This is a genomic window from Tolypothrix bouteillei VB521301, assembly GCF_000760695.4.
GTDB classification, from domain to species: Bacteria; Cyanobacteriota; Cyanobacteriia; order Cyanobacteriales; family Nostocaceae; genus Scytonema; species Scytonema bouteillei_A.
Genome location: NZ_JHEG04000001.1, coordinates 3552971 through 3564873 on the forward strand (window position 1 = coordinate 3552971; position 11903 = coordinate 3564873).

Here is an 11903-nt window from a genome sequence, read left to right on the forward strand (position 1 = left end):
AGGCTCCGCCTCGCACCTAATATCACGATATTTTCTTGCAACATTAACCGCTAACAGGCAAAAAGCTGATGGAAATTGAGATCCAAGAATATAAGGAGCAGTTTCCTGCATTCCGAGACTACGATCCGAAAGCGGCGGCGATCGCTCAACGCCTAATTGATGCAACGACGTCGCGAGACAGCCGCCTTCGGGTCGAGCACATTGGGAGTTCCTCTGTTCCTGGATGTGCAGGTAAAGGTTATATTGACTTACTGGTCATTTACCCAGATGGGTTGCTCGAGGCTGCGAAGCTTGTACTGAGCGACCTTGGCTTTCAAAGACAGCAGTCGCGAGATCCCTTTCCAGAAGACCGCCCGATGCGCGTCGGTAGTGTTGTCGTCGGTGAAGTCCGCTATCCGGTGCATGCCCATGTTGTAGCAGCTAGTTCGCCCGAGGTCGCAGATCTGCTGTGGTTTCGCGATCGCCTCCGAGCAAACCCGTCGCTTCAACGCGAGTACGAAGCTGAGAAACGTCGAATTCTGGGTGGGAAAGTGCTCGACGGTATTGATTACGCAGAACAAAAAAGCACCTTTGTCTAACGGGTTCTAACGACTCGTGAGAGGTGAAAAAGAAAATGAGAACAACAGCCTCAAACTTCCCGCCCTCCTACCCTTTTTCAGTAACAAAAGTGTCATACAGGCACTACTCAAAATACAGATTGTGATGCTAGTCTTAGGTATCAAAACCTACATAATTTTACCAAGCTGCATCCATCTAATTCTATGTCTAAGTTTCTATCTGTAAGTTTATTAGGAATAGCTCTTTTCTTGGGAGGAACACATCACAATACGGTTACGCTTGCTGGAACTTGCGCCTCCAACTGCGGTCGAAGTCCAATTGAATTTACACCCGGTCAGCACGTGCGAGTGGAAGTAATCAATGCTACACCAAGAATTCTGAAAGTAGAGAAGCCCTACGGTCTCGGTCAAATACCCCTACGTTCGGGACAGCAAATACGCATAGAGCAGGGGGACGGTACGGAACCCAATATATCTGTTGTATTTTGGGATGACACCGGGCGACCGTTGAAAGCCATTGTCTCCAAACCAAATTTTGCGACACTGCGAGTTGAACTTCGTCCTAGTTGGCAATCTCCCGGCGATCGCTCGGTATATATTCGTGATGATGGACGCGTTAATATTTTTTAAATTATGAATTATGAATGATGAATTATGAATTAATTTATAATTTATCATTCATAATTCATAATTTTTATTGTGCTAGATCGATCTACTCCTCAATTTTCTCGTCTCGGGCAAAAACTCCCATCACAGCGATGGCAAATTTACCCTCAAAAAAATGACTTAGCACAACAGCTTGCAGCAATTACAAATTTACCTCCTCTTATTAACCAACTTCTTATAAATCGAGGAATTGAAACACCGGAACAAGCACAAGCTTTTTTAAATCTGGAGTACTTGGCTCTCCCTTCACCCTTAGATGACTTTCCGGATTTGGCTGTATCTTTGGAGTTATTGCAAGAAGCTATTATTTCTCAAGAAAAGATTGCAATTTGCGGGGATTATGATGCTGATGGGATGACAAGCACTGCATTACTTTTACGCAGTCTGCGATGGTTGGGTGCTCGCGTGAATTATGCCATTCCCAGTCGGATGCATGAGGGATATGGCATCAACAAACGCATTATTGAAGAATTTCATAGCGAAGGCGTAAGTTTGGTTTTGACTGTAGATAATGGGATTTCAGCATTTGAACCAATTGCTAGAGCCAGAGAACTGGGTTTAAAAGTTATAGTCACCGACCATCACGATATTCCCCAGCAATTACCACCAGCTCATGCGATCCTCAATCCCAAACTTATAGATGAATCCTCACCTTACCGAGGTGTCGCTGGGGTTGGAGTTGCCTATATTTTAGCGGTTTCCCTGGCACATCAATTGGGAAAAGCGCAAAGCAGCATACTCGATCCACTTCTGGAACTGTTTACACTGGGAACCATTGCAGATTTAGCACCTTTGACAGGTGTGAACCGTCATTGGGTGAAAAATGGTTTGCAGCAGTTACCCAAATCCAAACTTGTTGGAGTACAAGCGCTCATTCAGATGTCGGGAGTGCAAGTGAGGGGACTGGGGAACGGGGACAAGCCAGACAAGGGAGAACTTTCTACTCCCTCTCCAAATCTTTATCCAAAATCCAAAATCCAAAATCCAAAATCCCTGAAGCCTGAGGATATTGGTTTTCGTCTCGGACCGCGAATTAATGCTATTGGTCGTCTAGCCGATCCCGAAATCGTGATTGAATTGCTAACAACCGATGATATGGGAATAGCGTTGGAAAGAGCAATGCAATGCGAGGACATCAATCGCCGCCGTCAGGAAATGTGCGAGCAAATAGAAAAAGAGGCGATCGCAATTGTAGAAGCAGAATACCTTGCCTCTGTTTCAGAAGATCGCGTGTTAGTTATTGTACAACCAGAGTGGCATCATGGAGTGATTGGTATTGTTGCTTCCCGCTTGGTAGAACGCTATGGTGCTCCAGTCTTTATTGGTACTTATGAAGGGGAAGAACACATTCGCGGTTCGGCGCGGGGAATTCCTGAGTTTCACGTGTTTGAAGCATTAGATTCTTGTCGTGATTTGCTCGGTAAATTTGGCGGACATAAGGCGGCTGGAGGTTTTTCTCTGGTGTCGGAAAATCTAGTTGCTTTGCGATCGCGTCTCAGCAAGTTTGCCAATCAGTGTCTCGAACAACAGCACCTCAAACCTTTAGTTAGAATTGATACTCAAGTTCATCTGGATCGGATCGATCGCCATTTCTACCAACAGATGAATGTTTTGGAACCCTGCGGTATTGACAACCCAGATCCCATACTTTGGACACCTAATGTCCGCGTTATCGAGCAGGAAATTGTTGGTAAAAGTCACGTTAAATTAACAGTGAGCCAAACCGTTAACGAGCGTACCTATAGAATTAAAGCGATCGCTTGGCGATGGCGCGACTATTTTCCCCTACCTTCACAAGTCGATATTGCTTATAAACTTCGCGAAAATGAGTTTAACGGTCAGATCAATATTGAGTTAGAACTACTCGGTGTAAGGCTCCCCAGTCAAAACCATTATCCAGTGACTCAAACGACTCCAGCAAAAACTTCTTTTGAGTACGACGAGCGTTACTATGACTGCGGTATTTATGAAAATGCTGCTTTGCCTGAATTAAGAATTATGTACCCTGAGAAGGTCATCTTAGCTGTTCCGTTGGGAAAATCCATTGGCTTACTGGGAACAAGTCGTCAAGAGGCTAGAGAAGTTGATGTTTCTCAGCCTCAATACAATCGTCTTATCCAGGCTGCTTTTCAAGCACTATCAGCCCAAAATCGAAAAAAGGATGAAGCATAAAGCATGAAAAACCAGTTCGTGAATTAAGCTTTCTCAATTTCTTGATGAAAGTTACTGCACGCTTCATACTTTATACTTCATACCTTAATGACTTTTTAGAGGTTACCGTTGCGAAATGCTAGAACAAAAATTACCGCAGGACCGGCTAACATAATCAGTGCAACAGATGTCAGCTGGAAAATCACTTCCCAGTTAATATTAGCTAAGGCTTCCATTTTCCCTCCCAATGGACTTACGAGATTCAAGATGTGTGTAATACTTGTCAATAATCATATCTGGCATTTGGCGACAGACTTTAAGTAACTTAACAAAAGTATAAGAAATAAAAAATAAAGGTTTTAACAGTGGCTACTTGGCAATGTGTGAAGCAATGTGGAGCGTGCTGTCATCTCGACCCAGCAGAGCGTCCGGACTTACATGAGTATTTATCACCTGAGGAATTAGAACTTTACCTGAGTATGGTAGGTGAAGACGGGTGGTGTGTGAATTACGACAAGGAAAATCGGGAATGCACGATTTACCCAAATCGCCCGCGCTTCTGTCGGGTGGAAACAGAAGTGTTTCAGGATATGTATGGTATAGAACCAGAAGAATTAAACGATTTCGCCATAGACTGCTGTCACCAGCAAATAGAGGGAGTTTATGGCGATCGCAGTCTCGAACTGTTGCGTTTTGATCGATCTGTCGGGTTGTGAGAAAACTGGCAAAATAAGCACGCGTACAGTTTGTACCAATCATTTGGTGCAATGGTCTTAGGGGTCTCAATCCAGGACTTCCACAGCACGATCTGTGAGAATTCTTACAAGTATTTTTCTTTTGCTCTGTACCCTTTTTCAGTAAGAGGTTGCAATTTGTTAAAAAGATTGAGAAAATGAGAAAAATATGAAAACCAATTAGTTACACAAAGACTACCCGTGAAACTTGACTCCGCACCCCCAAATCTTTCTCCTGCGTCTGAACTTGAAAGCCAGCTAGACACTCAACAAGATAACGATTATAATTCAGCGACTGCCCTAGTAGAATCATCTTTAGTTGTTGAAGAATCGCCAAAGTCTCAGAAGGTAATGGTTACCTTTACAACAACGTTTGTCACCATATTCCTGGCGGAAATAGGAGATAAGACACAATTATCAACCTTATTAATGAGCGCTGAATCACAATCTCCATGGGTGGTTTTCTTGGGATCTGCAAGTGCGCTTGTTATGACTAGCTTACTGGGGGTTCTTTTGGGAAGTTGGATGGCTAGCCGGTTGTCTCCTAAAACTGTAGAAAAAGCATCTGGAATTATGCTGTTGTTCATTTCCATCATGCTGTTTTGGGATTTGTTGATGGGCTAATGGCTAATTGCTAATGGCTAATGGCTAATGGCTAATTGCTAATTGCTAATTGCTAATTGCTAATGGTGAGACCAGAGAAAGCAGGCGGGTTTCCCGCCGTAGGGGACTGGCGTTCGCGTTCGCGGAGCGTGCGCTTTGCGCTTAGCGTCTCCGTAAGGAGATACCCGAAGGGCTGATGGCTAATGGCTGGTAACAACTAATAACTAACTAAGGAGAAACATGGATTGGCATCTTTTGGGATTGAGTTTTGTAACAGTATTTCTGTCAGAACTGGGTGATAAAAGTCAGCTAGCAGCTATTGCACTTTCAGGAAGGGGTCAATCTCCTCGTGCGGTATTTTTTGGGACGGCTGGCGCATTGCTGTTGACTTCCTTTTTAGGTGCATTGGCTGGCGGAGCGGTGGCAGAGTTTTTACCGACACGGTTGTTGAAAGCGATCGCGGCTGTAGGTTTTGCTATACTTGCTATTCGCTTGTTGTTTTTTAATAATAGTGAGGAAGAATCGCTACATTAATCTCATGGAATCTGGTTTCTGACTTCCATGTTTAACACTGCATTGACGCTTTCGTGAGGCAATTTCCATGACTGGAGTTAGCAAAAAACTGACTCTTGAACAAAAATGTTGAGCGCAGTCCCTACCCATAATATTAATTTAGGTAGGGCTGGTGAACGAATTGCATCTTAAGTTGTATACTCGGCGTTAATTTTTACGTAGTCGTAACTGAGATCGCAACCCCAAGCAGTACCAACACCGCTACCATTGCCAACACTGACTGAGATTAGGACTGTGTCCTCTTTTAAATAAGCACCCGATGCGGCTTTTTTCATATACTCGCTTGCAGCAGCGCGATCGAAATTTTGTGGTTGACCGTTGTCTAGCAGTACGAAATCTCCCAATCTAATCTTGAGGTTTTCTTGCTCAAAAGGAACTCCAGCACGTCCAGCTGCGGCGGCGATACGTCCCCAGTTGGGATCGCGTCCAAAAATAGCAGACTTGACAAGCGATGAACCAGCAATGGTTTTGGCGACTTGTCGGGCGCTATATTCGTCATGCGCTCCCGTAACTTGTACTTCCACAAGGCAAGTTGCGCCTTCTCCGTCACGGGCTATGGCTTTGGCTAAATGCTGGCATACCGCCGTGAGCATTGCTTCTAATTTTTCTGCTTCTGTACCCATTTCAGTAATCGCTGGAGTCCGAGATTGACCGTTTGCAAGAGCAATTAAGCTGTCGTTGGTGCTGGTGTCTCCATCAACAGTGATGGAATTAAAGCTTTTTTCTGCAGCACGGCTTAACATTTGCTGCCATAAAACGGGAGACACTGCCGCATCGCAAGTGACAAAGGCTAGCATGGTTGCCATGTTAGGATGAATCATGCCAGAACCTTTGGCAATACCGCCTATTCGGACTGAGCGATCGCCAATTGTTGTCTCCAGTGCTATAGATTTTGGCACCAAATCTGTGGTGATAATTGCACCTGCAGCAGCATCTGAACCTGTAGCGGAAAGGGCTGCAACAAGTTTGGGAATTCCAGCTTTCAAAGTGTCCATGGGAATCCGTTTGCCAATGACTCCAGTAGAAGCTAAAAGTACTGAGTCGGAGGGAATATTGAGTGCTTGTGCTAGCGCCATTGCAGATTCTAGAGCATCAAACCAGCCGTGGCTCCCTGTTGCAGCGTTTGCTTGTCCGGCATTACAGAGGATAGCACGAGCACTGTGCTTGGCTTGCAACTGCTGGCGACAATAATCTACACAAGCAGCTTTTACCTGACTCGTCGTAAATACACCTGCGGCGATCGCTTCTACTTCTGAAACTATCAAAGCTAAATCTGGTAAACCTGATGGCTTCAAACCTGCTGTAATTCCCGCTGCTTGATATCCCCTAGGTGCAGTGATACCGCCACTAATTTCCTGCCAATCTGCCATTTCCTTTTCCCCCATGACTATATATTCGCTCGATTGGCGATTATATCAGTTGGTTTGCAGTTGCGATGCATAGTCTATTCGGACAGCCTAAGGTTAGCGATCGCGTCACTACGAACGGGGTTCTCAAAATTTTACATTTTGTTAAGGTATTCCCAAGAAATAAATTACCCAATTTTGGGTAACCGACGAGGACGCCCGTTACACAGCGCAAATTAAAAGCCCAACAGCTTAATAGACTCGTGTTTTTTTGCTGACTGACTTAGAGCGGAAAAATCGGCAAAAAAAAAGAGAGCCACTTGGGTAGCTCTCCAGATCATCAGGGTGCATCTGTTTACCATTTTATAGCACATTGGGGATGAATGGTCACACCCCTCATTTAAATTTTTTTATTAAACATTCTCATATATCGCTCGATAGAAAAAACATAAGTAGGGCAAGCACTATCCGCCGTTCAATATTAGCGGGTCATGCTTTCCCATGCTCGGTTATCAGTCACTGTTATCAAAGCTCGAAAAAAATTGCCAAAAAAAAAGAGAGCCACTTGGGCAGCTCTCCAGATCATCAGGGTGCATCTACTTATCACAGTATATCATTTTTGTGGTGAGGGGCAAGACCCCCCATTCAATTTAAATATAAAAAAAATCTAAAGAAATATTGGGTTAAATAGGCAAAAAAAAAGAGAGCCACTTGGGCAGCTCTCCAGATCATCAGGGTGCATCTACTTATCACAGTATACCATTTTTGTGGTGAGGGGCAAGACCCCCTATTCAGATTTCAATAAATTTTTTCTTAAGAGAATTGCAAAGTGTGATAAACAAAAGTTATGCCCCAATCCCTAATATCCTCTTGCTAGAAAATAAATTACCAGTAACAATTGGTTTAGTTATAGGAAAAAGAGAGCCACTTGGGTAGCTCTCCAGATCATCAGGGTGCATCTACTTATCACAGTATATCATTTTTGCACTGAGGGGTAAGACCCCTCATGTGTCTTTTTATGAAGATACTATGAAAGTTGGGACTACCCTTTTGTGTTTAAAGAAAATGCGGTTAAGACGTTCGCCTGCACGACCGATCGCTAACCATTCAACTTCTTCTCAACCAATTCGTTAGTCAGTTTGGGTTCTGCAAGTTTGTTAGTCTTTTTCAGAACTTGTCCGACAAAGAAACCTTTCAGATTAGTGTTACCTTTACGATATTTCTCCAACTCTTTAGGATTGGCAGCCATGACTTCATCAATAATGGCTTCCAGTACATTAGGATCGCTAATCAGTTCTTTTCCTTTGAACAAGTCGTCAGGAGAACGACCGTTGAGCAACTCTGGTAAGTTCTCTTTTGCTATAGCATTGCTGATTTTGCCTGTTTCAATACGAGTGATGACATCAGCAAGATTTGCAGGTGTCAGCGCAATTTCAGTAATGCTAAGTTTGTTTTTGTTGAGATAGGCGGCGATATCTTGAGTAATCCAGTTAGCGGCTTGCTTGGCACTTGCGCCTGCGCCGATGGTAGCTTCAAAAAATTCAGAGACCGCACGTTCTTCTGTTAGCACTCGTGTATCGTAAGCAGAAAGCCCTAGTTCGCTTTCATAACGATGACGCTTTTGTGCTGGTAGTTCGGGGAGTAGGCTGCGCCAGGTCTCTAATTGCTCTGGGGAAACTTCAATGGGAGCTAAATCGGGTTCGGGGAAGTAGCGATAATCGCTAGAACCTTCCTTAACTCGCATACTAATTGTGCGTTGGCTACCTTCTTCCCACAAGCGTGTTTCTTGAATAATACGCTCTCCTGCTTCTACTGCGGCGATTTGCCGTTCAATTTCATACTCGATCGCCCGTTGTATGGCGTTAAAGGAGTTCATGTTTTTAATTTCTACCTTTGTGCCAAATTCTTTTTGTCCAACGGGACGCACGGAGATATTGACATCGCAGCGTAAAGAACCTTCTTGCATGTTTCCATCGCTGACACCAAGATATCGTAAAATTCGGCGCAACTCTTGGGCATATTCAGCGGCTTCTTGTCCGGAACGCAAATCTGGTTCGGAAACAATCTCTACTAATGGTACACCTGCACGATTGTAATCTACTAAAGAATAAGCCGAACCTGAAAGGCGATCGCTTCCTGCGTGGACTAATTTCCCTGCATCTTCTTCCATGTGCAAGCGGGTAATACCAATTCGCTTGCGGGTGGGATTGCCATCTTTATCAACAAGTTCAATTTCCAACCAGCCGTGTTCGGCTATGGGCAGGTCATACTGGGAAATTTGGTAATTTTTAGGGAGATCGGGATAAAAATACTGTTTGCGATCGAACTTACTATATTTGGCAATTTGGCAATTTAGCGCTAAACCAGCTTTGACAGCATATTCTAGTACCTTTTCATTAAGAACTGGCAAAACTCCGGGCAAACCCATGCAAACCGGGTCTATGTTGGTATTGGGGTCACCACCAAAGGCTGTCGAACTCGTGGAGAAAATTTTGGTTTCGGTGCTGAGCTGACAATGGGTTTCCAGACCAATTATTGCCTCGTACTCAGTTTTGACTGGAGCAGAAGAAATCATAAAATTGCGAATTGTTGTTTTCTTTAATCAATCTTTAAAGGTATTCTAGCGGAAGGCAGGGGGCATAAGGGGGACAAAGGCAACTAGTGAGAAATGCTCGTAACTTATCTCCAATTTCCAGCCCTCAATGCCCGATGCCCTTATTTGCTGTTTTCGGCGGTAATCTGTTTTAAGGTGCCAAAGCCATTTGGGTCTACTTCATAAGCAGCACCAAAACCTATCACAAAGCGTCCCGTGTTTGGTGTCAGCTTGAAGATCCGAAAATCTGGTAACTCGCGCAACATTTGAATTATGTCGCCAAAACGTGTTTCAAAGCTACCCACGATTTGCTGCCAAAAATCGGTATCCCGTTCTATTAGGGTTACCGTACAGTCAAAGATAAGACGGCGACGGGCAAAAATTTGTTTGGTTTTTGACTCATCTTCTATAAATAAGACGCTCGCTTTGGGTACTGCGTGTAGATTTTGAGTGTGGGTAGCAAGACCGCTAACATATATATAAATGTTCTTGTTTTCATCGAAGACAAAGGGAGTGTAGCTGGCATTGGGTGTACCATCTGCACTGACAGTAGCGATCGCAACACTGAGAAATTCCTCAGCGAAGCCTTGGTATGCAGCAAGGGCAGTTTCAAATTGTGGCATGAACAATGAGTGAGGAAGTTTCGCTTAACAGTATGCCAGGTTGGAGGTTTCTCTAGCATACTGTTATCTAATTAAAAGCGGTGACGCGATCGCCCGCTTGCCATAGAGCGTTCTTGTTCTCTGAGTGTTACCGCATTAGGTGTTTTGAATCCAAAGTAAGCAGCGATTAATGCTGTGACCGCATGAAGCCAAACGTTATGACCAAATACCGGAATTATGCCAAAGACCGTATTGAGAACTGGTAGTAATCCCATGATAGCCAGCACTCCATAAAAAACTGCTAACCCGCGTGCATAACTCCGCGATTGAGTATAGCGGCGATAGGAAACGAGTCCCCAAACACCAACGGCTATATGCACAATGTTATGAATAACATTGATAGCAAATAATTCGAGTAAATAACCATATCCAGTCTTAATGACAACTTCAGGACCACCAGTACCGGGTGTTGCAACCATACCTGGTATAAAGCCAAACAGACCAAGCAATACATACACTATGCCGGAAATGAGGGCAAAGTAGCGTGCTCCCATAAAAATAACTCCATGTTTATTTAGATTTTAGGAAACTAGAGGGATGGCTCGGGCTTAGTATTAACTCACTCTGCGTGTGACAAAAAACATCTCCTGACATTAAGCATGCATCATTTACACTTCTTGTAGAAGTGCGGCGAACAATGTGTTTTTACATTGTTGTTTGAAGATGTCTGAGAGGATGTTTTGAAAGCGATCGCTCTTAGTATCCAAAAGTTTAGCTACCCCTAAATTCACATCACGTACTACGCGCCCGGAAAACCGCACTTGAGCCAGTGACTCTTCTTAAAAAGGGGTAGTTTGAGAGTATTTCCTCCCTTTTTCAAGTAGCCTCGTTAGGGGTCTTGATACAACGGTAGACTTAACAAACATCCTCTCATTAAAACAGTTGCAATTAGAACAAAAGAAATACTTCTTTTCTCAATATGCAATTTAGAGCTAATAGTTAACCAATAGTTTCTCTATCTTTTAATTTATTTCTAACCCAAGAGAGAACTCTACTACCTAAAGTGTGAATTCGATTGCCTGTCACTGTATGGGAAAATTTTCAAAATTCCTTCGCACCCAATCCATACCAACTTCGTTGTTGAGTTTGATATGCTGTACCGTGTTGGTATAGAGTTTGCCCAAAATATCAGCGTCTTGCTCGATTACAATATCAATTAGCCGCAGGAGATTTCTTTTGAGCAGATGGGCTAGGGGAGAGTGTGCTTTCATGAACATCAAAACGCCCACACGGGAACGGTTTTCCGATTCTGGAATGTAAAAATGACATTCTTTAAGGCTGAAGAGCGAACTCTCACCGTGCATGATTCCCAAGCATGGAAAGTAGTTTTCTAAATGAGCCTCAAGGACTTTTGGCAGTAATACAAGGGCTGGGTTTTTCAAAATGTCCTGGAGTTTGGGTTTGGTTCTTGGTTGGGAAATATAAGCATGGGAGTGAAATCCGTTATCGATAAACTGTTTGAGTTGAACTTCTTCAATTTCAAATAACTGGCGATGGGTGCCATTTTGGTGATTGTAATCGTGCATATTTAACAACAGAGTGAGAAAATCGGTTTTGATACTGCGATCGCCTGTCAAACCGATAAATTCATACTCTGCTGCAATTTCACTCATAATTGTGGGGATGGGAATTTTTGGCTCATATCCACCGTATGACCAAATAAGATCGCCCTGAACAATCAACTCTAATGGTTTTATTAAAGATTTGGTGGGCTTGTTGGAACCGGGTAACACCGTGCAACCAGTACTATCAAATTCTAGGGCATGAAATGGGCAAGCGACTGTACTGCTACCATCTGGTTTCACCACACACCAACCTTCTGAGAGCATTGCACCCATATGGGGACAGGTATTTGGCAAGCAGTTAATTTTTTTGGTACTGTCTTGCCAAAGAACGTAGTCATTACCGTAAAGCGAAACTTTCACTGGCTTATTTGGAGCCAGCATAGAGCGATGTCCCAATAGCCACGGTGCTCCTTGTAGTATTTTCATACAATTTATTACATTATTAACTAATTT

General features: G+C 43.6%; 12 protein-coding genes. 6 read left to right on the plus strand and 6 right to left on the minus strand.

All coding sequences use genetic code 11. The features are described 5' to 3' along the window. Positions 1 to 68: 68 nt before the first annotated feature. The 3 genes from HC643_RS14040 to HC643_RS14050 all read left to right on the plus strand — a co-directional run bounded on the left by HC643_RS14040 (position 69) and on the right by HC643_RS14050 (position 3395). Positions 69 to 578 (plus strand): GrpB family protein, encoded by a 510-nt coding sequence (locus HC643_RS14040; RefSeq protein ID WP_050045774.1) that lies wholly within the window; start codon positions 69 to 71, stop codon positions 576 to 578. A gap of 183 nt (positions 579 to 761) precedes the next feature. Beyond that, positions 762 to 1187 carry a hypothetical protein gene (locus HC643_RS14045; protein ID WP_038073823.1) on the plus strand — a complete coding sequence of 142 codons (426 nt, stop codon included), beginning with the start codon at positions 762 to 764 and terminating at the stop codon, positions 1185 to 1187. A gap of 69 nt (positions 1188 to 1256) precedes the next feature. Further along, positions 1257 to 3395, plus strand: a complete 2139-nt coding sequence (locus HC643_RS14050) for a single-stranded-DNA-specific exonuclease RecJ (protein WP_038073827.1) — start codon at positions 1257 to 1259, stop codon at positions 3393 to 3395. Positions 3396 to 3490: 95 nt separating this feature from the next. Here the strand turns inward: HC643_RS14050 and psb30 are convergent, their stop codons facing one another. Beyond that, positions 3491 to 3610, minus strand: a complete 120-nt coding sequence (gene psb30, locus HC643_RS14055) for a photosystem II reaction center protein Ycf12/Psb30 (protein ID WP_017740085.1) — start codon at positions 3608 to 3610, stop codon at positions 3491 to 3493. A gap of 129 nt (positions 3611 to 3739) precedes the next feature. Here psb30 and HC643_RS14060 point away from each other — a divergent pair, with 129 nt between their 5' ends. The 3 genes from HC643_RS14060 to HC643_RS14070 all read left to right on the plus strand — a co-directional run bounded on the left by HC643_RS14060 (position 3740) and on the right by HC643_RS14070 (position 5245). Further along, the gene (locus HC643_RS14060; RefSeq protein ID WP_038073830.1) at positions 3740 to 4090 is read left to right on the plus strand and encodes a YkgJ family cysteine cluster protein; all 351 of its coding nucleotides are present in this window, start codon (positions 3740 to 3742) and stop codon (positions 4088 to 4090) included. Between the two features lie 219 nt (positions 4091 to 4309). Continuing rightward, positions 4310 to 4732: a TMEM165/GDT1 family protein gene (locus HC643_RS14065; protein WP_038073832.1), complete on the plus strand. Its 423-nt coding sequence runs from the start codon at positions 4310 to 4312 to the stop codon at positions 4730 to 4732. Between the two features lie 219 nt (positions 4733 to 4951). Further along, the gene (locus HC643_RS14070) at positions 4952 to 5245 is read left to right on the plus strand and encodes a TMEM165/GDT1 family protein (RefSeq protein WP_038085276.1); all 294 of its coding nucleotides are present in this window, start codon (positions 4952 to 4954) and stop codon (positions 5243 to 5245) included. A gap of 167 nt (positions 5246 to 5412) precedes the next feature. Here the strand turns inward: HC643_RS14070 and argJ are convergent, their stop codons facing one another. From argJ to HC643_RS14095, 5 genes are all read right to left on the minus strand, one after another. Then, positions 5413 to 6654, minus strand: coding sequence for a bifunctional ornithine acetyltransferase/N-acetylglutamate synthase (argJ, locus tag HC643_RS14075; protein ID WP_038085319.1), 1242 nt, complete (start codon positions 6652 to 6654; stop codon positions 5413 to 5415). Positions 6655 to 7729: 1075 nt separating this feature from the next. Further along, entirely contained in the window at positions 7730 to 9205 is a 1476-nt protein-coding gene (gene gatB, locus HC643_RS14080; protein WP_038085278.1) for an Asp-tRNA(Asn)/Glu-tRNA(Gln) amidotransferase subunit GatB, read from the minus strand. Between the two features lie 140 nt (positions 9206 to 9345). Further along, on the minus strand, positions 9346 to 9846 hold the full coding sequence (locus HC643_RS14085) for a HugZ family pyridoxamine 5'-phosphate oxidase (RefSeq protein WP_038085281.1): 501 nt from the start codon (positions 9844 to 9846) through the stop codon (positions 9346 to 9348). Positions 9847 to 9917: 71 nt separating this feature from the next. Further along, positions 9918 to 10379: a DUF4383 domain-containing protein gene (locus HC643_RS14090; protein WP_038085283.1), complete on the minus strand. Its 462-nt coding sequence runs from the start codon at positions 10377 to 10379 to the stop codon at positions 9918 to 9920. Positions 10380 to 10907: 528 nt separating this feature from the next. After that, positions 10908 to 11876 carry a Rieske 2Fe-2S domain-containing protein gene (locus HC643_RS14095; protein WP_038085285.1) on the minus strand — a complete coding sequence of 323 codons (969 nt, stop codon included), beginning with the start codon at positions 11874 to 11876 and terminating at the stop codon, positions 10908 to 10910. Between the last annotated feature and the right edge of the window lie 27 nt (positions 11877 to 11903).